The organism is Kitasatospora sp. NPDC051853, assembly GCF_044452665.1.
Taxonomy (GTDB): Bacteria; Actinomycetota; Actinomycetes; order Streptomycetales; family Streptomycetaceae; genus Kitasatospora.
This window is the reverse complement of sequence record NZ_JBITBY010000020.1, coordinates 23,340-44,691: the sequence shown is the minus strand read 5'-3', so window position 1 is coordinate 44,691 and position 21,352 is coordinate 23,340. Positions and strand designations below refer to the sequence as shown.

The 21,352-nt window shown below is 74.2% G+C and carries 16 protein-coding genes; 3 read left to right on the top strand and 13 right to left on the bottom strand.

Annotated features, from left to right (window positions below):
* Positions 1-43 precede the first annotated feature (43 nt).
* Both ACIA8O_RS38100 and ACIA8O_RS38095 read right to left on the bottom strand, forming a co-directional pair.
* Complete coding sequence (locus tag ACIA8O_RS38100) at positions 44-907, bottom strand: ABC transporter permease (RefSeq protein WP_396298655.1); 864 nt, start codon at positions 905-907, stop codon at positions 44-46.
* Positions 897-1,709: an ABC transporter ATP-binding protein gene (locus ACIA8O_RS38095; RefSeq protein ID WP_396298654.1), complete on the bottom strand. Its 813-nt coding sequence runs from the start codon at positions 1,707-1,709 to the stop codon at positions 897-899. The genes ACIA8O_RS38100 and ACIA8O_RS38095 overlap by 11 nt, the downstream gene beginning before the upstream one ends.
* Before the next feature lie 250 nt (positions 1,710-1,959).
* Between ACIA8O_RS38095 and ACIA8O_RS38090 the strand changes: the two genes are divergently transcribed.
* Both ACIA8O_RS38090 and ACIA8O_RS38085 read left to right on the top strand, forming a co-directional pair.
* On the top strand, positions 1,960-3,663 hold the full coding sequence (locus tag ACIA8O_RS38090; protein ID WP_396298653.1) for an ATP-binding protein: 1,704 nt from the start codon (positions 1,960-1,962) through the stop codon (positions 3,661-3,663).
* Complete coding sequence (locus tag ACIA8O_RS38085; RefSeq protein WP_396298652.1) at positions 3,660-4,355, top strand: response regulator; 696 nt, start codon at positions 3,660-3,662, stop codon at positions 4,353-4,355. Before ACIA8O_RS38090 ends, ACIA8O_RS38085 begins: the two co-directional genes overlap by 4 nt.
* Here ACIA8O_RS38085 and ACIA8O_RS38080 read toward each other — a convergent pair.
* From ACIA8O_RS38080 to ACIA8O_RS38065, 4 genes are all read right to left on the bottom strand, one after another.
* Complete coding sequence (locus ACIA8O_RS38080; RefSeq protein WP_396298651.1) at positions 4,325-5,491, bottom strand: hypothetical protein; 1,167 nt, start codon at positions 5,489-5,491, stop codon at positions 4,325-4,327. The two genes, ACIA8O_RS38085 and ACIA8O_RS38080, sit on opposite strands and share 31 nt — an antisense overlap.
* Before the next feature lie 34 nt (positions 5,492-5,525).
* Complete coding sequence (locus ACIA8O_RS38075; RefSeq protein ID WP_396298650.1) at positions 5,526-7,130, bottom strand: cation acetate symporter; 1,605 nt, start codon at positions 7,128-7,130, stop codon at positions 5,526-5,528.
* Positions 7,127-7,477, bottom strand: coding sequence for a DUF485 domain-containing protein (locus tag ACIA8O_RS38070; RefSeq protein WP_396298649.1), 351 nt, complete (start codon positions 7,475-7,477; stop codon positions 7,127-7,129). The genes ACIA8O_RS38075 and ACIA8O_RS38070 overlap by 4 nt, the downstream gene beginning before the upstream one ends.
* Before the next feature lie 181 nt (positions 7,478-7,658).
* A complete protein-coding gene (locus ACIA8O_RS38065; RefSeq protein ID WP_396298648.1) occupies positions 7,659-9,770 on the bottom strand; it encodes a type IIA DNA topoisomerase subunit B in 2,112 nt (703 codons plus the stop codon).
* A 503-nt stretch (positions 9,771-10,273) separates the two neighbouring features.
* Here ACIA8O_RS38065 and ACIA8O_RS38060 point away from each other — a divergent pair.
* Complete coding sequence (locus ACIA8O_RS38060) at positions 10,274-10,504, top strand: hypothetical protein (protein ID WP_345284470.1); 231 nt, start codon at positions 10,274-10,276, stop codon at positions 10,502-10,504.
* Between the two features lie 250 nt (positions 10,505-10,754).
* Here the strand turns inward: ACIA8O_RS38060 and ACIA8O_RS38055 are convergent, their stop codons facing one another.
* From ACIA8O_RS38055 to ACIA8O_RS38025, 7 genes are all read right to left on the bottom strand, one after another.
* Positions 10,755-11,621 (bottom strand): S1 family peptidase, encoded by an 867-nt coding sequence (locus ACIA8O_RS38055; protein WP_396298692.1) that lies wholly within the window; start codon positions 11,619-11,621, stop codon positions 10,755-10,757.
* Between the two features lie 213 nt (positions 11,622-11,834).
* Entirely contained in the window at positions 11,835-13,469 is a 1,635-nt protein-coding gene (locus tag ACIA8O_RS38050) for an RNA polymerase sigma factor (protein ID WP_396298647.1), read from the bottom strand.
* A gap of 511 nt (positions 13,470-13,980) precedes the next feature.
* Complete coding sequence (locus ACIA8O_RS38045; protein ID WP_396298646.1) at positions 13,981-14,850, bottom strand: FadR/GntR family transcriptional regulator; 870 nt, start codon at positions 14,848-14,850, stop codon at positions 13,981-13,983.
* A gap of 270 nt (positions 14,851-15,120) precedes the next feature.
* Positions 15,121-15,924 (bottom strand): hypothetical protein, encoded by an 804-nt coding sequence (locus tag ACIA8O_RS38040; protein ID WP_396298645.1) that lies wholly within the window; start codon positions 15,922-15,924, stop codon positions 15,121-15,123.
* Between the two features lie 3 nt (positions 15,925-15,927).
* Positions 15,928-17,409, bottom strand: coding sequence for an ATP-binding cassette domain-containing protein (locus ACIA8O_RS38035; protein WP_396298644.1), 1,482 nt, complete (start codon positions 17,407-17,409; stop codon positions 15,928-15,930).
* A 172-nt stretch (positions 17,410-17,581) separates the two neighbouring features.
* Complete coding sequence (locus tag ACIA8O_RS38030) at positions 17,582-18,331, bottom strand: NUDIX domain-containing protein (protein ID WP_396298643.1); 750 nt, start codon at positions 18,329-18,331, stop codon at positions 17,582-17,584.
* A 174-nt stretch (positions 18,332-18,505) separates the two neighbouring features.
* Entirely contained in the window at positions 18,506-20,587 is a 2,082-nt protein-coding gene (locus ACIA8O_RS38025) for a glycogen debranching N-terminal domain-containing protein (RefSeq protein WP_396298691.1), read from the bottom strand.
* Positions 20,588-21,352 lie beyond the last annotated feature (765 nt).

Genomic DNA, 21,352 nt, shown 5'->3' with positions numbered 1-21,352 from the left:
GGTGCCTCTCTGGATGGGGAGTTGACGGAGGGTCAGGCGGTGCTCAGCGGCCGTCGCCGGAGTCGGCCGGCTTCCAGCGGAAGAGCCGCTTCTCGGCGAAGGTGAGCAGCCCCTCGGTGAACAGCGCGACCACCGCGAGGATGGTCATCGCCGCGTACACCCCGGCCGCGTTGAAGGTGCCCTGGGCGGCCGCGACCAGCAGTCCGAGGCCCTTGGTGGCGCCGATGTACTCGCCGACGATGGCCCCGATCAGGGCGAAGCCGAAGGAGACGTGCAGGCTGGTGAAGATCCAGCTGGTGGCGGCCGGGACGACCACCCGCACGGTGAGCTGCCGGTTGGAGGCGCCCAGGACGCGGGCGTTGGCGATCAGGTTGCGGTCCACCTCGCGGGCGCCCTGGAAGGCGTTGAAGAAGACCGGGAAGAAGACCAGCACCACGGCGGAGGCCACCTTGGAGGCCGGGCCGAGGCCGAACCAGATCAGGAAGATCGGGGCCAGCACGATCCTGGGGATCGCGTTGAGCACCTTGATGTACGGGCCGAACACGTCCGCCAGGAAGCGCACCCGGCCGAGCGCGATGCCCAGCAGCACGCCGCCGACCACGCCGATCACCCAGCCGGTGAGGGCCTCGTAGAGGGTGTAGCCGATCTGCTCGCCGAGCGATCCCTGGGCGGTGCCGTGGGTGGTCCACTGCCAGATCTGGGCCCAGATCCTGGACGGCTGGGAGAAGTTGAACGGGTCGACGACCCCGGTGCGGGCGGCCAGTTCCCAGAAGCCGAGGAAGCCGGCCAGCACGGCGGCACGGGCTCCGGCGACGCCCAGCCGGCGCTGCCGGGCGGCCCGTTCGCGGGCCTCGGTGCGGGAGCCGGCGGCGGGTGCCGGTGCGGGAAGGGTGAGTTCAGGCTGCACGGTCGGCTCCTCGTTCGCGGGTGATCCGGACCTCCTCGCCGAGGGAGGCCCAGATCTCCCGGTACAGCTCGACGAAGCGGGGTTGCAGGCGGACGGCCTCGACGGTGCGCGGCCGGGGCAGGTCCACGGTGAAGACCTCCTTGACGGTGGCGGGGCCCGCTGTCATGACCACCACCCGGTCGGCGAGCGCGATCGCCTCGTCCAGGTCGTGGGTGACGAAGACCACCGAGGAGCCGGTGCCGGCCCACAGCTCCAGCAGCTGATCGGACATCAGCGCCCTGGTCTGCACGTCCAGGGCCGAGAACGGCTCGTCCATCAGCAGGATCCGCGGGTCGTTGACCAGGGTCTGGGCCAGCGCGACGCGCTTGCGCATGCCGCCGGAGAGCTGGTGCGGGTAGCGGTCCTCGAAGGCCGCCAGGCCGACCCGGGCCAGCCAGTCCCGGGCCCGCTCCTTCGCCTCGGCGGCGGGCACGCCGCGGAACCGGGGGCCGGCCGTGACGTTGGAGAGCACCGTCCGCCAGGGGAAGACGGCGTCCTGCTGGAAGACGAACCCGACCTCGGGGTCGATCCCGGTGACCGGGCGGCCGTGCACCAGCACCTCGCCCTCGGTGGGCTCCTCCAGCCCGCTGACCAGGGTCAGCGTGGTGGACTTGCCGCAGCCGGTCGGGCCGACCACGGCGACGAACTCGCCCGGGGCGACGGTCAGGTCGAGGCTCCGGACGGCGGTGTGCAGGGTGCCGGACGGGGTCCGGAAGCGTTTGGTGGCGCCGATCAGTTCGATCGCCGGTGGGGTGCTGCTCATCTGCTCTCCACGGGTGGGTGGTTGCGGTGCACCGGGAGGCTAGGAGCGGGCGGGCCGGGGCCGGGAGGCTTGCGGGCGTTGCGCGGGTTCTGCGCGCAGGGGGCTGTTCTGCTCGTTCTGCTTCCGGATACTCGGCGGACGGGGGCTGACAGGGCGCCCGGGCGAACGTAGGGTGCCCGTCACCTGCGCCGTCAGCCGTCAGTCGCCAGCCGCCGGCCGCCCGGTGCCGGCCGTACGAGAGGAGCCCCGGATGAGACGTCCGCACTGGCCGCGCCGGGTCTTCGCCCAGCTGCTGCTCGGCCAGACCGTGGTCACCCTCGGCGTGACGGCGCTGACCGCCGGGCTGCTGCTGGCCCCGGTCAGCCACGAGCTGGACCGGAACGCGATGGACCGGGCGCTCTCCATCGCGTTGGCCACCGCCGCCGACGAGACCATCGCCCGGGCCGCCGCCGAACGGGACTCCGCCACCGCCCAGCGCAACGCCGAGCAGATCCGGGTGGCCACGCACGCCAGCTTCGTGGTGGTCACCGACGCGGCCGGGCTGCGGCTCTCCCACACCGACCCGGCCCGGATCGGCCAGCGGGTCTCCACCGATCCGGGGCCCGCGCTGAACGGACGGAGCGTCACCGCCATCGAGCACGGCACCCTCGGCCGCACCGCCCGGGGCAAGGTGCCGCTGAGGCTGGCCGACGGCCGGATCGTCGGCGAGGTCTCGGTCGGCATCAGCGACCGGTCGATCCGCGGTCAGCTGCTCGGCATGACCGACGGGATCGCGCTGTGCGCGGGCACCGGCCTGGTGGTCGGGACGGCCGCCACCCTGCTGCTCGCGCGGCGGCTCAAGCGGCGCACCCACAACATCGCGGTGGCCGACATCTCCGCCCTGCTGATCGAGCGGGAGGCGATGCTGCACGGCATCCGCGAGGGCGTGGTCGCGCTGGACGCCCGGGGCCGGATCCGGCTGGCCAACGACGAGGCCCGCCGCCTGCTGGCCCTCCCCGAGGACTGCACCGGGCGGCCGGTGGACGAGGTGCTCCCGCCCGGCCGCCCCGCCGACGTGCTGGCCGGGCGGGTCACCGGGGCCGACCTGCCGGCCGTCCGGGGCGAGCAGGTATTGCTGATGAACCGGATGGCCACCGCCGACGGCGGCGCCGTCACCACCCTCCGGGACCGCACCGAACTGGAGTCCCTGGTCCGCGAACTGGACCACACCCGGAGCCTCACCGAGGCCCTCCGGGCCCAGGACCACGAACACGCCAACCGGCTGCACACCCTGCTCGGCCTGCTGGAGCTCGGCCTGCACGACCAGGCCGCCCAGTACCTCTGCGAGGAGTCCGGCACCCAGGCGGCGGTGGCCGCCCGGATCGCCGAACAGGTCCAGGACCCGCACGTGGCGGCGCTGCTGGCGGGCAAGACCGCGGTCGCCGCCGAACGGGGCGCCCGGCTGACGGTCACTCACCACAGCCACCTGCCGGACGCGGTGGCCGACGCCCGGATGCTGGCCGCCGTGCTCGGCAACCTGCTCGACAACGCCCTGGAGTCCACGGCCCGCTCGGTGGAGGTCGCCCTGCGCGCCGACGGGCCACGCCTGCGGCTCACCGTCTCCGACGACGGACCGGGCGTACCGCCGGAACTGCGCGATCGGGTCTTCGAGGAGGGCTGGAGCAGCAAGCAGGCCCCCGCCCACCGCCCGCGCGGCCTCGGCCTGCCCCTGGTGCGCCGTCAGGTCGAACGCGCCGGCGGCTCGGTGACGGTGGGCCGCTCCGCGACCGGCGGCGCGGAGTTCACGGTGCTGCTCCCCGAGGCCCTGCTGACCGCCCCGCCCACCGGTCACCCCGACGCCGGGCCACCCGCCCCGGCCTCCCGCCCGGCCGCCCTCCGATCCGTACCCGGGCCGCCCGCAGGGCACCCCCACCACCCCCACCGCCCCGACCAGCCCGCAGGAGCCCCCCGGTGATCGACGTGCTCGTGGTGGACGACGACTTCCGGGTGGCCCAGGTGCACGCCGCGTACGTCGCCAAGGTCCCCGGTTTCCGGGTCTGCGGGCAGGCCCACAGCGCCGCCGAGGCCGCCGCCGCGCTCCGCCGCACCCCCGCCGACCTGCTCCTGCTGGACCATCACCTCCCGGACCGCACCGGCCTGGAGCTGATCCGCGACCTCCAGTCCGCCGGGATCGGCTGCGACGTGATGATGGTGACCGCCGCCCGGGACGTCTCCACCGTGCAGGCCGCGATGCGGCACGGCGCCCTTCAGTACCTGGTGAAGCCGTTCACCTTCGCCGGCCTGCGGGAGAAGCTCACCGCCTACGCCGAGCTGCGCCAGGCCCTCACCGGCCCGGCCGCCCGGGAGACCTGCCAGGCCGAGGTGGACCGGCTGTTCGCCACCCTCCGCACCGCCGCCCCCGCCGCGGCCGCCCTCCCCAAGGGTCACTCCGCCCCCACCACCGACCTGGTGCTGGCCGCCCTGCGCCGCACCCCGGGCCCGCTCTCCGCCCAGGACGTCGCCGACCGCACCGGCCTCAGCCGCTCCACCGCCCAGCGCTACCTCAAGCAGCTCGAACGCGACGGCCGCCTGCGCCTCTCGCTGCGCTACGGCGACACCGGCCGCCCCGAGCACCGCTACCTGCTGGCCGCCCCGCCCGCCCGCTGAGCACGCCGGCGGTCGGCGAACCCGCAGGTCAGCGCGGTCGTGCCGAGCAGCACCGCCATCGCCCGCAGCAGCGCCGACTCGTAGTAGGTGTCGGTGACCGCCCGCACCGCCAGGTACGCGGCCACCAGCCCGGCCGCACCGCCGGCGAGCAGCCACGGCAGCGCGGCACCGGCCCGGCCGCCCAACCCCTGACGGAGTGCCAGCGCCCCGACCAGCAGCCCGGCCAGGGCGCCGAGCAGCGGGGTGCCGAAGGCGACGCTGTAGCGGACGGCCAGCGCGGGCACCAGGAAGTAGGCCAGCGACCAGCGCAGCACCCCCTCCAGGGCCGCCGCCGTCTCCCCGCCGCCCGCTCCCGGCCACCGGTCGACCGCCCAGGAGGCCCCGAACACCCCCGCCGTCGCGAGCAGCAGCGAGGGCCACCGCCCGCCCAGGTGGCCGAGGTTGTAGAGCAGCGCGGTGTCGTAGACCACCATCACCAGCTGCCCGAGCGCCCACAGCCCGAGGGTGAGGCCCAGCAGGCCGCCCGCCCCGAGCCGCCGCTCGCCACCGGTCTCCCGCCGGGCCAGCGCGGTGACCACCAGCGGGGTGACCAGGGCGGAGGCCGCCCGCACCGCCAGGTCCTGCCCGGTCCACGGGTTGTGCAGGTCCCACTCGACCACGCCGAAGACCACCGTGTAGGAGAGCGCGGCGGCCCACACCAGCGGGCGCGAGCCGAGCAGCCGGCGGTAGGGCGCCGGGCCGAGCAGCCGCAGCACCGTGCCGTAGGCGAACAGCACCAGGGGCAGTTCCAGGAAGGCCTGCACCCGGAGCACGGTGACCGCGAACAGCCCGGGCACCGGCAGCCGTTCGGCCAGCCACTCCACCACCGGGTTCCCCACCGGCTGGGCGAACCACCCCTCGGGCAGGTACCGGGTGACGTACGAGGGGTCGCCGCCGTGCACCCGCAGCAGGTAGGCGGCGCAGAGCAGTTGGTTGAGGTAGACCAGCGCGACCACCACGGCGAGGGCCGCCGCCGGGCTGACGGTCCGTCCGGTGGAGGTCCGCTCCCGGCCGCGGAGGACGCGGGGGACGGCGCGGACCGCGAAGCCGGTGGCGAAGGCGACCGCGCCGTCGACGAGCAGGGTGGTGGGCGTCATCCGGCCGACGGTACCGATGGGAGGTGAGGGCCCCTCAGGCGGCCCCGGCGCCGGTCAGCGCGCGGACCTCCAACTCGGCGTAGCCGTCCGGGTCGGCGGGCTCGCGGGAGGTGACGGTGCCGAGCCAGCCGGCCAGGAAGCCGACCGGGATGGCCACCAGCCCCGGGTTCTCCAGCGGGAACCAGTGGAAGTCCAGGCCCGGGAGGACGGCCGTCGGGGAGCCGGAGACCACCGGGGAGAAGAGCACCAGCAGCACCGCCGTGGCCAGCCCGGCGGACACCGAGCAGACCGCGCCCCGGGAGGTGAAGCGCCGCCAGAAGAGGCTGTAGAGCAGTGTCGGGAGGTTGGCCGAGGCGGCCACCGCGAAGGCCAGGCCGACCAGGAAGGCCACGTTCAACCGCTGGGCGAAGAGGCTGAGCACGATCGCCAGCGCCCCGATCAGCACCGCCGCTCCCCGGGCCACCAGCACCTCCTGACGTGCCGTCACCTCGGCCCCGCCCCGGGCCCGGCGCCAGACCCCGAGGTAGAGGTCGTGCGCGAAGGCGGCCGAGGAGGCCAGCGTCAGCCCGGCCACCACGGCCAGGATGGTGGCGAAGGCGATGGCCGAGATCAGCGCGAAGAGCAGCAGCCCGCCGGTGGAGGAGGCCCCGCCGCCGAGCACCTGGGCGAGCAGCGGGACGGCCGTGTTCCCCGCCGGGTTGTCGGCGCGGACGGCGGCGCTGCCGACCAGGGCGGCGGCACCGAGGCCGAGCACGATGGCCATCAGGTAGAAGCCGCCGATCAGGCCGATCGCCCAGACCGTGGAGCGCCGGGCGGCCCGGGCGGTGGGCACGGTGTAGAAGCGGGAGAGGATGTGCGGCAGCCCGGCGGTGCCGAGCACCAGGGCCAGGCCGAGCGAGATCAGGTCGAGCCGGCTGGCCGTGGTGGCCCCGTACTTGAGGCCGGGCCGCAGGTACGCCGGGCCGGCGCCGCTGTGCTCGGCGGCGGCCCGCATCAGCCCGGCCAGGTCGCCCCGGAAGCGGACCAGCACCAGCAGGGTGAGCAGCGCCGAACCGGCCACCAGCAGCACGGCCTTGACGATCTGGATCCAGGTGGTGGCCTTCATCCCGCCGACCGTGACGTAGACGATCATCAGCCCGCCGACCGCCACGATCGCCCAGGTCTTGGCCGCCCCGCTGCCGGTGCCCAGCAGCAGCGCGACCAGGCTGCCCGCCCCGACCATCTGGGCCACCAGGTAGAGCAGGGTGACCACCACGCTGGCGCTGCCCACGGCGGCCCGCACCGGGCGGCGGCGCAGCCGGACCGCCAGCACGTCGGCCAGGGTGTACCTCCCGGCGTTGCGCACCAGTTCGGCGACCAGCATCAGCACGGCCAGCCAGGCCACCAGGAAGCCGACGCTGTACAGCACCCCGTCGTAGCCGTAGAGCGCGATCAGGCCGGTGACGCCGAGGAAGGAGGCGGCGGAGAGGTAGTCCCCGGAGAGGGCGAAACCGTTCTGCAGCGGGCTGAACTCCCGCCCGCCGGTGTAGAACTCCTCGGCGGCCTGGCCCCGGCGCCCGGCCCAGAGCGTGATCCCCAGGGTGACCAGCACGATCACCGCGAACAGGCCGACCGCCCACTGGTGCTGGGTGCCGGTCATCGGAGCTGGTCCTGGGTGTCCCAGCGCAGCTCCAGGGCGGCGGCGTCCCGGCGGGTGCGGGCGTGCCGCACGTAGAGCCAGGTGAGCAGGAAGGTGGAGGCGAACTGGAGCAGGCCGAGCAGCCAGGCCACGTTCACCGGCCCGGCCAGCTGGCGCGCCATCAGACCCGGTGCGGCGGCCTGGGCCACCAGGTAGAGCAGGTACCAGCCGAGGAAGGCGCCGGTGGCCGGGAAGACGAAGCCCCGGTAGCCGCGGCGGATCTGCTGGAAGGCCTCGCTCTCCTGGACCGCCCGGTACACCTCGGCCTGCGGTCGTGCCGCCCGTTCTCTGACCTGCTGCTGTGCCACGGGCTGCTCCACGATCGGTGTCGGCGTCCGGAGGCCGAACCCGGAGGCCGGCCCTCCGGTACGCCCGGATCGTTCCAGGATGGGATGGTCCGTCCGGCCCTCGCCCCGGCTTTGCAGATACGTTCACCCAAACAGGTGAGCCCCCGTCAGCTGACGGGGGCTCACTTCGCGTGCGGGGGGCTCAGGCGTCGATGCGCGAGCGGTCCAGGGTGGCCGCCGAGTCCACGATGAACTCCTTGCGCGGGGCCACGTCGTTGCCCATCAGCAGGTCGAAGATCTTCTCGGCCTGCTCCAGGTCGCCCAGGTTGATCCGGCGCAGGGTGCGGTGGCGCGGGTCCATGGTGGTCTCCGCCAGCTGGTCCGCGTCCATCTCGCCGAGGCCCTTGTACCGCTGCACCGGCTCCTTCCAGCGCTGCCCCTTGCGCTGGAACTCCAGCAGGGTGGAGCGCAGTTCGGCGTCCGAGTAGGTGTAGTGGTACTTGTCCTGGCCCCGCTTGGGGCTGGTCAGCTCGATCCGGTGCAGCGGCGGCACCGCGGCGAACACCCGGCCCTGCTCCACCATCGGCCGCATGTAGCGCTGGAACAGCGTCAGCAGCAGGCAGCGGATGTGCGAGCCGTCGACGTCGGCGTCGGCCATGAAGATGACCCGGCCGTAGCGGGCCTGGTCGATGTCGAAGGTGCGGCCCGAACCGGCTCCTATCACCTGGATGATCGAGGCGCACTCGGCGTTCTTCAGCATGTCCGAGACCGAGGCCTTCTGGACGTTCAGGATCTTGCCGCGGATCGGCAGCAGCGCCTGGAACTCGGAGTTGCGGGCCAGCTTGGCGGTGCCGAGCGCGGAGTCACCCTCGACGATGAAGAGCTCGCTGCGCTCCACGTCGTCACTGCGGCAGTCGGCCAGCTTGGCCGGCAGCGAGGAGGTCTCCAGCGCGGTCTTCCGACGCTGCGCCTCCTTGTGCTGACGGGCCGCCACCCGGGTGCGGGCGGCCGCCGCGACCTTCTCCAGCACGGCGCGGGCCTGGAGCTTCTCGTCCTTCTTGGTGGAGGCCAGGAAGTTCTTCAACTCCTTGGCCACCACGGCCGCGACGATCCGGTTGGCCGCCGAGGTGCCGAGCACCTCCTTGGTCTGGCCCTCGAACTGCGGCTCGGCGAGGCGGACGGTGACCACCGCGGTCAGGCCCTCGGTGGCGTCGTCCTTGGTGACGTCGTCCTCGGCGACCCGGAGCACCTTGGCCGCGCGCAGCGCCTCGTTCACCGTCTTGGCCAGCGAGCGCTCGAAGCCGGTGACGTGGGTGCCGCCCTTGGGGGTGGCGATGATGTTGACGAAGGAGCGCAGCGTGGTGTCGTAGCCGGCGCCCCAGCGCAGCGCGATGTCCACCCCGAGGTGGCGGGTGACCTCGGTCGGGGTCATGTGGCCGAGCTCGTCCAGCACCGGGACGGTCTCCTTGAAGGAGCCCTCGCCCTGCAGCCGCAGCACGTCGCAGACCGGCTTGTCCGGGGCGAGGTACTCGCAGAACTCCCCGATGCCGCCGTCGTAGCGGAAGGTGTCCTGCTGGACCTTCTCACTCTCCGTCAGGCGCTCGTCACGGACCACGATGGTCAGGCCGGGCACCAGGAAGGCGGTCTGCCGGGCCCGGGCGTGCAGGGTCTCCAGCGAGAGCTTCGCGTCCTTGAGGAAGATCTGCCGGTCGGCCCAGTAGCGGATCCGGGTGCCGGTGCGGCCGCGCGGGGCCTTGCCCTTCTTGGTCATCCCGCTGCCGGCCTCGAACGGGGCGTCCGGGCTGAGCTCGGTGAAGATGCCGGGGGTGCCGCGCCGGAAGCTGATCGCGTGGACGTGCCCGCTGCGGTCCACCTCGACGTCGAGCCGCGCCGAGAGCGCGTTGACCACCGAGGCGCCGACGCCGTGCAGACCGCCGGAGGCCGCGTAGGAGCCGCCGCCGAACTTGCCGCCGGCGTGCAGCTTGGTCATCACGACCTCGACGCCGGAGAGCCCGGTCTTGGGCTCCACGTCGACCGGGATGCCGCGGCCGTTGTCCTTCACCTCGACCGAGCCGTCCTCGTGCAGGACCACCTCGATCTTGTCGCAGTGCCCGCCCAGGGCCTCGTCCACCGCGTTGTCGATGATCTCCCAGAGGCAGTGCATCAGACCGCGGCTGTCGGTGGAGCCGATGTACATGCCGGGGCGCTTGCGGACCGCCTCCAGCCCCTCCAGGACGAGCAGGTGCCGAGCGGTGTAGTTGGAACCGTCGTCTCCGGCCAGCAGGGCGGACGACGCGGTCGGTTCGGCGCTCACGCGGTGTGCACTCCTCAATGACGTTCTGACTCGTCTTACTTCGGCCCGCTCTCCGGCGGCCGACCCCCACAGTGTTCCCAATGCCTGAGACACATCGGACCCGGCCTCCGCAGCTTGTACGCGCTGCGCGAACAAGAACCGGGCCGTTTCCGGCGGCACCGGAACGCCATCTCCACCTGCCACCACGGCTCCTGGCGGACCGTCGGCCCCGGGGAGGGCGGCGGAGCAGCCGTTATGCAGGCTACCGGTGTCGCGGACGGGGCTTATGCTCCAACCCAGCAGAGGATTATGCTACGCGGACCTCGACCCCCGGCCCGTTCGGGAGTTCGAGCCGAATGGCGAGTCCTGGAAGTCGACAGGCATGAACCGCCGACGGCCTGGGCACGTCCTCATCAACGACACAGCAGAATCCTCAGAGAAGAAAAGCCACGAGCGGGAACGTTTTCGGCCTGGTTGGATGTTGACCCTGGTACGACAGCTCGTCGAGCTAGAGAAGAGGCGACGTGACTACTGTTCTGACCCCTGCGAGCCCGCTCACCGCGGCTGACCGCTGCGACCGCTGCGGCGCCCAGGCCTACCTGCGCGTCGTACTCGCGAGCGGCGGAGAGCTGCTCTTCTGCGCCCACCACGGGCGGAAGTTCGAGCCGGAGCTGAAGAAGATCGCCGTCGAGATACACGACGAGACCGGTCGCCTCACCGAGACCAGCACCAGCGCCTCCGAAGACGAGCGCTGAGCCCCAGGGCTCGCACAGGCGGGCCCGGCTGGCTGACCGGCGGAGCCGGACGGCACCCCTCCTTCCGGAGGGTGGCCGTCCGGCTCCGCTGCGTTCCGGGTCTGATGGCTCTGGGCCTGGCGGCTCCGGGCCTGGTGGCGGGCGATGCCCTTGCGGGTGATGTCCGACACTCCGTCAGCTCCCCGCCCGGGGCGGCCCATTGCCACACCGGAGCGTGTCCGGACGGACACGGAGCGCTCCCGCCGCACACTCAGATCCGGGAGTGCACCGCGTCCGAGACGGCGGCGACCCGGGTGTAGACCCCGGGGTAGCGGGCGTCCGCACAGCCGGTGCCCCAGGAGACCAGCCCGGCCAGTCGGCCGTGCACCACCAGCGGCCCGCCGCTGTCGCCCTGGCAGGCGTCCTTGCCGCCCTTCTGCTCGCCGGCGCAGACCATCACCCGGGGATCGTAGGAACCGTCCCGGCCGTGCGTGTAGGCGTCCCCGCAGACCTGGTCCGAGACGATCGGCACGTCCACCGACCGCAGGGTCCGGGAGTAGCTGCCGTTGCCCTGGGTGTCCCCCCAGCCGTAGACCGTGGCCCGGGTGCCCGGCGCGTACGGCTCGGTCTCGCCCTGGTTCAGCAGCTCGATCACCGGACGGTCGCCCTGGTGCTCGGCCAGCGTGAGCACCGCCACGTCGTTGAGGTTGTGGGCGAAGTCGTACGAGGGGTGCACCCAGATCTCGCGCACCTCCACCTCGCGGCCGGTCCCGGTGCGGCCGAGGTCGTCCCGGCCGACGACCACCCGCAGGCCGGGGCGGTTCACCCGCTGGCCGTTGGACTCGTCGTAGAAGCAGTGCGCGGCGGTGGCCACCTTGGTCGGCGAGATCAGCGCCCCGCCGCAGAACTGGCCCGACCGCGCGTTCCCGAACTGCTGACGGCTCGCCAGGGCGACCATCCAGGGCACCTGTTGGGTGCTCACGTTCTGGCCGCCGACGATCCGGCGCTGCGCGTTCGCCGGTCCGGCCGTGCCCAGCGCGAGCAGCGGGGCCGGCAGGGAGGCGAGCAACGCCAGGGCGACCGCCCGGCGGTGGCGGCGACGGGTCGGCGTCGGCGGGGTCGGGCGGGCGTCCGTGATGGGCGGCACCGAGGTCTCCAAGATCGGTCGGCGGACAGCAACCGGCACAGCGTAGTGGAGCCGTCACCCACCGTGCGGGCACCCGCGCCGGGTGTACCCGGACGGGCGACCCGGCGCTCCCCCGGCTGACGCAGCGTCCCGCCGCGGACGCCGGAAGGCCCGGAGCGGTGGTGAACCGCTCCGGGCCTTCCTGGATGCATCCGCCCCGGAGGATCAGTCCAGGTAGTCGCGCAGGACCTGGGAGCGCGACGGGTGGCGCAGCTTCGACATGGTCTTGGACTCGATCTGGCGGATGCGCTCGCGCGTCACGCCGTAGACCTTGCCGATCTCGTCCAGGGTCTTCGGCTGACCGTCCGTCAGACCGAAGCGCATCGAGACCACGCCCGCCTCGCGCTCGCTGAGCGTGTCCAGGACGGAGTGCAGCTGCTCCTGGAGGAGGGTGAAGGAGACCGCGTCGGCCGGGACGACCGCCTCGGAGTCCTCGATCAGGTCACCGAACTCGCTGTCGCCGTCCTCGCCGAGCGGGGTGTGCAGCGAGATCGGCTCGCGGCCGTACTTCTGGACCTCGATGACCTTCTCGGGGGTCATGTCGAGTTCCTTGGCCAGCTCCTCCGGGGTGGGCTCGCGGCCCAGGTCCTGGAGCATCTGGCGCTGGACGCGGGCCAGCTTGTTGATGACCTCGACCATGTGCACCGGGATGCGGATGGTGCGGGCCTGGTCGGCCATCGCGCGGGTGATGGCCTGACGGATCCACCAGGTCGCGTAGGTCGAGAACTTGTAGCCCTTGGTGTAGTCGAACTTCTCGACCGCACGGATCAGACCGAGGTTGCCCTCCTGGATCAGGTCCAGGAAGAGCATGCCGCGGCCGGTGTAGCGCTTGGCCAGCGAGACCACCAGGCGGAGGTTGGCCTCCAGCAGGTGGTTCTTGGCGCGGCGGCCGTCCTCGGCGATGATCTCCAGCTCGCGCTTGAGCTTCGGGGCGAGCTTGTCGGCGGCCGAGAGCTTGTCCTCGGCGAACAGGCCGGCCTCGATGCGCTTGGCGAGCTCGACCTCCTGCTCGGCGTTGAGCAGCGGGACCTTGCCGATCTGCTTCAGGTAGTCCTTCACCGGGTCCGCGGTGGCACCGGCGACGGCGACCTGCTGGGCCGGGGCGTCGTCCTCGTCGTCGTCGGAGAGCACGAAGCCCTGGTCCGACTCCTCCTCGGGCGTCTCCGCGCCGGCCTCCTTGTCACCGGGCAGGGCGACGTCCTCGAGCAGCTCCTCGTCGCCGAGCAGCTCCTCCTCGCCGTCCTTGGAGGTGGACTTGGTGGCGGCCGTCTTCTTGGCGGCCGTCTTCTTGGCGGGCGCGGCGGCCTTCTTGGCCACGGCCTTCTTCGCGGGGGCGGCGGCCTTCTTCGCGATGGCCGCGCGCACCTCGGTGGACTCGCCGAAGCCCTCGACGGACTCGACCACGCGGACCTCGGGCACCACCGGGGCCGGAGCGGCCGGGGTGGCCGACGGCGCGATCCGCACCGGCGGCTTGGTCGGCGCCGACGGGGTCCGGGTGGTGACCGTCTTGGCGGCGGTGCGCTTGGCGGCGCTCTTGGTCGCGGCAGCCTTGCGCTTCGCGGCGGACGGCTCCGCCGCGCTGACCATGAGGTCCACACCCTCCTCAATCAGAACCTGATTGAGGCTGCGCATGACGTTCTTCCACTTGGTGACCGGGATCTGGTCCGCCTCGAAAGCCTGACGCACGTCGTCACCGGCGATCTGCCCCTGGGCCTTGCCCCGCTCGATGAGCGCCAGCAGAGCCGCGGACTCGGCGATCTCGGGGGGGAGCGAACGGGATGTGCTGGCCGACACGAACAACCTCTCGGACGATGAGTTAACTCGACACCAGTACCGGACGCCGAGCCGACGGGAGCGGCCACGCGGAGCGCGCGCGGACCCGGTTCCGACCGGCTCGGGCTTGGGGACTGGGGTGTGCAGGACGGCAGCGGCGCCGCAGACCAACACAGCATTCTGACACGGTGGTGGTATTCCGGAGCCGCTTCCGCTCCGTACACATCGCCGCCGCTCCTCAAGTGTTACGCATGGCCTTGGTGGCGCCCGTCACACCGGGGGCCCGCAGGGGGCCGGAGCGGGGGTGCCGGGAGGCCCCGGAGACGGCCATGGCCCCTCAGCCGCAGGGGAGAGCGGCTGAAGGGCCATTGGGTACCGACGGATTTCCGTGCTCGGATCGTTGTCTTCCGGCCCTTCCGGCAGGGGCGCCGGGGCCGACGGGGCCCGCGCCCGGGCGGGGCCGACGTCCGGAGGGGGCGGGCGTCCTGGGCGTCCCGAGTGCCTCGGGTGCCCCGGCGGGGTCAGTGCTCGCGCGGGGTCAGTGTTCGCGCGGGGCCGGGACGGAGTGCTCGACCTCCGGGTGGACGGTGAGCAGGGCGCGGACGGCGGCCTCGGCGGCGGTGCCGTCGCCGGTGCCGAGGGCGTCGACCAGGCGGGCGTGCAGGCTGACCGCCGAGTCCGAGGGGCGCTCGCAGGAGGTGGCCGGACCGCCGGAGACCTGGAGGGCGCAGCCGACGATGCCGGAGAGGTGCTCCAGCATGCGGTTCCCCGCCATCTGCAGCACCAGCGCGTGCAGTTCGACGTCGGCGCGGCCGTAGCTGACCATGTCGCCCTGGGCGGCGGCGTGGCCCATCACGTCGGCCAGCTCGGTGAGGCGCTGCTGGACGTCCTCCCGGCCGTGGCCGGCCGCGAGCCGGGCCGCCAGCGGCTCGATCGCCCAGCGCAGCTCGAAGAGCTCGCGGCGCTGCTCGTCGCGCTGCGGGCCGAAGGCGCGCCACTCGATGATGTCCGGGTCCAACAGGTTCCAGTCGCCGACCGGGCGGACCCGGGTGCCGACGTTCGGCCGGGCGCTGACCAGGCCCTTGGCCTCCAGGACCCGGAGGGACTCGCGGACGACGGTGCGGGAGACCTCGAACCGCTGGCCGATCTCCTCCGGCACCAGCGGGCGGTCGGCGCCCAGGTCGCCGGAGACGATCATCTGGCCGAGCTGCTGGACCAGCTGGCCGTGCAGGCCACGGCCACGGCTGCTGGTGGTCTTGCGGCCGACCCGCAGGTCGACCTCGGAGCCCTCCCAGCGGGGGGCGGGCGGGATGGGCCGTTCGGCGTAGGAGAAGCGGTCCAGCTCTCCGGGGACGACTGCGTCGGAGGGACGAGCTGCGTTCATGGTGGGGTGCGCAAGGGTACTCACAGGTCCTTTGTCGGCGATCGGCGGGCCCGCCTTGAGAATTCTCGTGAAAAGCACACGAAAGGGTGATCGCCCGTGACCGGATAATTGACTTCTTATCAGGCAGAATCCCCCAAATCGACTCGGTGGTGCGGACCTCGGTGACGGGGCGTCACCGAGGCTCTGGGGAGCGGTCGTTCGTGCATCGGCGCATGGGTGGACGGGCGGGTGGGCCCGTGGGCGGACGGGCTGACGGGCGGTGGGCGGACGGAGTGCTCGCGGCCCCGGAGGCCGTCAGAGCGCGCGGCGGCGGAGCTGGGCGAGGACGGCGGCGAGCAGGAGCAGCGCGAGCGGGGCCAGCACGGCGGCGGCGAAGGTGCCGTCCATCGCCGGTGCCGTCCCCAGCCGCTGCGGGTCGACGCCCCGGACCAGGTCCAGGCCGTACTGGAACGGGAGCAGCTCGCGGGCCTGAGCCGGCCAGCCCCGGCCGCTGCGGCCCAGCAGCAGGGTGAGCGCCGGCTCGAGCAGGGCGGGGACCGCGCACAGGACCAGCAGTCCGGCCGCCGCGCTCCGGAGCAGCGAGGTCAGCAGCAGTCCCGCCCAGGCGGCCAGCACCGTCAGGCCGGCGAAGAGCGCGAGCGGGCGGAGCAGCTCACCGAAGGCCACCGAGGACGGGTCGGTGAGCGGGCCCGTCCCGGCGCCCGGGGCGGCGGCCGCGAGCACCACCGCCGCGTCCACGGCGACGGTGACGACGGCGAGCAGCAGCGCCACCGGACCGATGACGGCCAGCTTCGCGGCGAGCAGCCCGAGCCGGCGGCCGAAGGAGACCCGGCCCGCCACCAGACCGGGGTGCCGGACCTCGTGGCCGTAGGAGAGGGCGCCGAGGGCGCCCGCGCCGAGCGCGGCGATCGGCAGCGGGAGCAGTGGGACGACGGCCGTCAGGCAGCGGACGGCGGAGGCCGGACCGAGCTGCCCACCGGGCAGCTGACGGGCCAGCACCGCGGCCACCGCCGCGTCGACCAGCAGGACGGCGGCCAGGATCAGCCAGGTGGAGCGGAGGCCGCGCAGTCGGCGCAGCTCGTAGGCCAGTACGCGCACGGGTCACTCGCTCCAGGGCTCGGGGGCGGCCGGGTAGGGGGCTGCGGGGGTGGACGGCGTCGGCAGTGCGGTCGGGGGCGTGGGGGCAGGGGCAGGGTGGGGGCGGAGCGCGTCGAAGGCCGGGGCGGTGGCGGGGAGTTCGTCGCGGAAGAGCTGACGGCCGCTCAGGGTGATGGCCCGCGGGGCGGACCCGGGCTCGGGCCCCGCTCCGGCCCCGGGCGGGCCAGGCGGGCGGGTGTCGCTGGTGACCGCGGCTGCTGCGAGGACTGGAGCCGGGGCTGCGGGGGGCTCTGCCTGGGTGGGCGCCGGTACGGGGTGGACCCCGGGGGCGATGGGGTGGGCAAGGAGGACCGCGGTCTGCTCCTGGGCCGACTCGGTGTGCGCGGGGTGCTGCTGCGACGGCGGGCCTGCGGCAACGCCGGCCACGGTGGCGAGGACTGCAGGCGCGGGCGCGGGGGTGGGGGTCGGCGCGGTGGCCTGGGCCGAGGACGTCGCCGGGGTCTGCGACAGGAGCCGCGCCGGGGTGGCGGCGGCCTCACCCGGGCTGCCGCCGGTCGGGACCGGGACGGGCTGGACGTGGCCGGAACGGCCGGAGGCGGTGGGGAGCACCGGGTACGGGACGGGCTGCTCGACCACCCGGTCGGCCAGCTCGTGCAGCAGGATGCCGTTGCGGTAGGCCAGTTCGCCGATCTCGGTCCGGGTCAGGCCGCTCACGGCGAGGCCGGTGCCACCGTCGCGGCGGACGTCGTGGCCCTGCTCGGTCAGCAGGTCGGCCAGCCGGGCCATCTGCGGGCCGCGGACCGAGACCTCCGGGTGCAGACGGGTGCGGCGGAACTCGGAGACCGGCTGGTCGGCCACCAGGCGGCCCTGATCGAGCGTCACCACCCGGTCGGCCAGGGCGGCGGCCTCCTGCGGTGTGCTGGTGGTGACCAGGACGGTGCCGCCGGAGACGCCGAAGGAGCGCAGGAAGGAGTGGAACCACTCGATGTTGCGCGGGGAGAGGCCCTCGGTCGGCCCGTCCAGCAGCAGGGTGCCGGGCGAACCGAGCAGGGCCGCGGCCAGGGCGAGGCGGCGGTGCATGCCGGGCGAGAAGGAACGCAGGCGGTGGTCGGCGACGCCGGCCAGCCGGGTCTGTTCCAGCAGCTCGTCGGCCCGGGAGGCCGGCACGCCCGCGGCGGCGGCCAGCATCCGCAGGTGGGCGCGGGCCCGCATGCCGGGGTGGCCACTGCCGTGCCCGCCCTCGGGGAGCAGCACGCCGACCTCGCGCTCGGGGTGGCGCAGCCTGCGGTACGTCCGGCCGCTGAAGAGGGTGATGCCCTGGCCGCGCTCCAGCTCGACCATCAGCCGCAGCGCGGTGGTCTTGCCCGCCCCCTCGGCACCGAGCAGGGCGGTGACCACACCGGGACGGGCGTCGAAGGTGAGGTCGAGCAGGGCCGGGGGGCGGCCCCGGCGGTAGACCTTGGTCAGTCCGGTGATCTGGATCATCGCTGCCTGCTCCTGTCTCGGCCGACCGGGCAGCGGAGCTCTTGCGCCCCGCTGGAGCACAGTAGGGCGAGCAGGCATGGAAATCGGGCATTACGGACGCGGAGCGGGCGGCGTGGCCGCCCACCTCACTCGATCAGGGGACAGTCGGTGCACGGGGCCGCGGGAGTGCGGCTCAGGACTCCGGGCGGAGCATCGGCGGGTTGAGGACCGTGGCGCCGCCGGCCTTGAACAGCTGCGCGGGGCGACCGCCCTGACGGGTCGTCGTGCCGCCGGTGGGCAGCAGGAAGCCCGGGGTGCCGGTGACCTTCCGGTGGAAGTTCCGGGGGTCGAGGACCACTCCCCACACCGCCTCGTAGACCTGGCGGAGCTCGCCGACGGTGAACTCCGGCGGGCAGAAGGCGGTGGCCAGGGAGGAGTACTCGATCTTCGAGCGGGCCCGCTCCACACCGTCCGCGAGGATCTTCCCGTGGTCGAAGGCGAGCGGGACGCCCTCGGCCGGGCTGGGGCCGAGCAGGTCACCGACCGGTGCCCAGCGGGCGCCGCTGGCGTCGCCGCCGGGGCGGGGCGTCGGCAGGTCGGGGGCCAGGGCGAGATGGGCGACACTGACCACCCGCATGCGGGGGTCGCGCTGCGGGTGCCCGTAGGTCGCGAGCTGCTCCAGGTGGGCCCCGACCGTGCTCGGGCCCTGGCCGGGGGCGGAGAGGGCGCGCAGGCCGGTCTCCTCGGCCAGCTCGCGGGAGGCCGCCTCGGCCAGACCCTCGTCCAGCCGGACGAAGCCGCCGGGCAGCGCCCAGTACCCCTGGAACGGCGGCTCGCCACGGCGGACGAGCAGGGCACAGAGCGCGTGCTCCCTGACCGTCAGCACCACCAGGTCGACCGTGACAGCGAACGGGGGGAAGGCCGACGGGTCATAGCGAGACATGGCGACGATCATAGTCGTCTCTCTGACGATAAGCACAGGGCCCGAACGAGGGTCCATCAGATCGTGCTCCGCCTACGGAGCGACGCGACCGGGCGCCGCCGGGAGGTGCTCCGGCCCACCCCGGTCCGACCCGCCCACGAGGCCCGGGGCGGGCCGACGACACGCCGCCCGGGCTCAGCGGGTGCCGAGCTGGAGCGTCGGCGAGGCCTCCTCCACGACCGCGACACCGATCCGGCTGATCCGCACCGAGAAGGGCTCGCCGGCCACCCGCAGGCCGCCGAGCTCCAGCTCGCCCAACGGGGCGGTGCTGGCCGGACGGACGGTGACCCGGCCGGACGGGACATCAGGTCGGACCCCGGCCAGACCGGCGACCAGGTGCACGGCCGCGGCGGAGGAGAGCGCCGCCGGGCGGCAGGCGGACGGGTGCGGGACCGGCGGGCAGCCGGTGACCCGCTGCTCCCCCGCGTACATCTCGGGCAGCCGCCCCTCGAAGTGGGCGGAGGCGTCGAGCAGGCCCTCCAGCAGTATCCCGGCCTCCCGCTCGAACCCGGCCTCGGTCAGGCCGACCACCGCGAGCACCGTCTCGTGCACCCGGACCGCCCCGCTCCGGTGCCCGAGCGGGTTGAACCGGGGCGACTTGGCGCTGAGCGTCCGCAAGCCCCAGCCGCAGTCGAACTCCGGGGTGGCCAGGCGCTGGGCCAGCACCCTGGTCTGCTCGCGGTCGAGCATGCCCTCGTGGCGGTCCCCCTCGGCGGCCAGGCCGAGGTCCAGCAGGTGGACGAAGGAGGAGGCCACGGCGGGCAGCGGCCGGTCGGGGGCGATCAGGGCCGCCGCCGGACGGCCGCCCGAGAGGTCGTCGATCCAGAACTGCTCCCGGAACCGCTCCCGCAGGCCGGCCGCCCAGGACCGCCACTCGGCGGCGCCGGGACGGCCGAAGGCCTCCAGCAGCTCGGCCCCGTGCAGGGCCGCCCGGTGGGCCTGGGCCTGCACCTCACAGCGGGCGGGCACCGGTCTGGCCGCGCGATCCTCGGCCGACCTGCCCAGGTCGGTCACGAAGCCGACCGGCCCGAGCGGGGCTCCCTCGGCCTCCGCCCTCCCGGAACCCGCGGTAGCACCGGCACGGGGGGAGCCGGCTGACGGACCGTCGGACGGCGCGCCGTCCGCCGTGGCCGCGGCCGCGGCCGAGGTCGCCGGGGCCGGGGCCGGGGCATCGGTGATGTTGCTCCGCAGGGCGGCCAAGGCCCGCTCGGCGGCGGGCAGCAGCTCGGCCACCTCCTGGCGGGGCAGGCCCCAACGCCACGCCTCCGCCAGCACGGTGACGAACAGCAGGGTGGCCTCGGTCGCGGTGCAGGAGGGCGGCAGCTCGGGGCCGCCGTGCCGGAGCGGACCGGGGACCACTCCGGCCTGCGGGCCGGTGGTGGCCTGACGGCGGGCCAGCGCGCGGAGCGTGCCGGCGGCGAGCCGGGTACCGAGCGGCAGGGTGAGCCGGGCCGCCCAGAGCGCGTCGGCAGCGGTCAGGCCGAACCGCCAGGGCGCGCCGGAGACGGCGTACAGGTCGGTGGGACGGTCGGCGTCGGCGACCAGCAGGCCGCCGAGGGCGTCCAGGGAGCGGGCCACGAGCGGGGCCGTGCGGGTGTCGTCGCAACGGACCTCGGGCTCCGACCAGGGCAGCGGAACTCCGGGGCCGCGGCCCGTGGGCGGACGCGGACCGCTCTGGGCAGTGGTCTCCAGCGTGGTGCTGAGCTCCACCGACCAGCGGGCGCCCGGCTGCACCTCCAAGTCCCAGCGCAGCACGCCCGCCCCGGCCAGGACCGCGTGCGGGGACGGCCGGGCCGCCACGGAGGCGCTGTGCTGGGGGCCGGCCCAGCGGAGACCGGCCGACTGGACCTGCCCGGGCAGGTCCGCCAGGCGCTGGCCCGCCGAGATCTCGGCGAGCTGGCCGAGGTCGGTGCCGAGGGTGATCTCCAGCGGTATCCGGGCGGGCCTGACGCCGGTGTTCCGCACCGTCACGGTCTCGACGCCGTTGGCGTGGCGGAGCCGTTCGACCGTCAGGGCCGGGTCCGGGTCCGGGTCTCCGGGGACCCGGACGGCGCCGACGAAGCGCGCCTCCGCCGCCGAGGTCAGCGTGCCCTGGAGCGGCAGCGGCTCCACCCCGCCGAGGCGCAGCTCCATCCGGGCGAGGGTGCGGACTCCCGAGCGGTAGAAGCCGTGCAGGGCCTGGCCGCGGAGCTGGCCGTCCAGACCGGAGAGGGCCATCGCCGGGGCACTGACGCAGAGGACGGTGGCGTGGGTGGCGGGCGGCTGCGGACGGAACGGGCCGGACGCGCGCGGCACCCCGGCCGCTCCCGGCGTCTGGACAGGCGTCCCGCCGGGCGGCGTGTGTGACGACCCGCCAGGGCTGCCCGAGCCGCCCGGGAGGCCGGCGAAGAACCCGCCGGGGGCGGCGGGGCTGCCGGAGGCGCCGGGACCGCCGGGCGGCGTGTGCGGCAGTCCGGTGGCGGGGGCGCCGGGACCGGTGCCGGGCATCGGCGCGGACTGGTGCTCGGGGTGGGGCCGTGCACCCCTCGACGGGGCGTCAGCGGGTGCCCCGGAGGCGGACGGTGGCCCCCACGGGGAGGCGGCGGGCGCGGCCGGAGCGGCGGACCGGGGTTCGCCCGGGAAGGGTGCGACGGAGACCGGCGGAGTTGCGCCGGGGGCGCGCGGGGGTACGTTGTGCTCCCCTGACCGCGGCGCGAAGGGTGGAACGGACGGCCCAGCGCCGAACCGGTCGGCACTCGACGCCCCGGCCCCGGACATCCCGGCACCGGACGGCCCGACCGTCGTGGTGGCGAACGAGGACGCCGTTGCCCCGGGCCCGGAGGGCGTCGGAGTGGGAGCGGGAACCGACGGTGCGGCAGACCCGACGGTGGGCGGTGCGTCCCGCAGCGGCCTCGGGTCGTTCACCTGGCTCTCCTTCTTCGACCGGGCGACGGCGGTACTGCCGGTCGGCCGGATATGTCCTCGATCACGGTCTGGTGCTGC

Coding starts and splice junctions, on each gene's coding strand:
- ACIA8O_RS38095 (WP_396298654.1), bottom strand. CDS start 1,709: ATGAGCAGCACCCCACCGGCGATCGAACTGATCGGCGCCACCAAACGC.
- ACIA8O_RS38090 (WP_396298653.1), top strand. CDS start 1,960: ATGAGACGTCCGCACTGGCCGCGCCGGGTCTTCGCCCAGCTGCTGCTC.
- ACIA8O_RS38080 (WP_396298651.1), bottom strand. CDS start 5,491: ATGACGCCCACCACCCTGCTCGTCGACGGCGCGGTCGCCTTCGCCACC.
- ACIA8O_RS38075 (WP_396298650.1), bottom strand. CDS start 7,130: ATGACCGGCACCCAGCACCAGTGGGCGGTCGGCCTGTTCGCGGTGATC.
- ACIA8O_RS38035 (WP_396298644.1), bottom strand. CDS start 17,409: ATGATCCAGATCACCGGACTGACCAAGGTCTACCGCCGGGGCCGCCCC.
- ACIA8O_RS38030 (WP_396298643.1), bottom strand. CDS start 18,331: ATGTCTCGCTATGACCCGTCGGCCTTCCCCCCGTTCGCTGTCACGGTC.
- ACIA8O_RS38025 (WP_396298691.1), bottom strand. CDS start 20,587: ATGGCCCTCTCCGGTCTGGACGGCCAGCTCCGCGGCCAGGCCCTGCAC.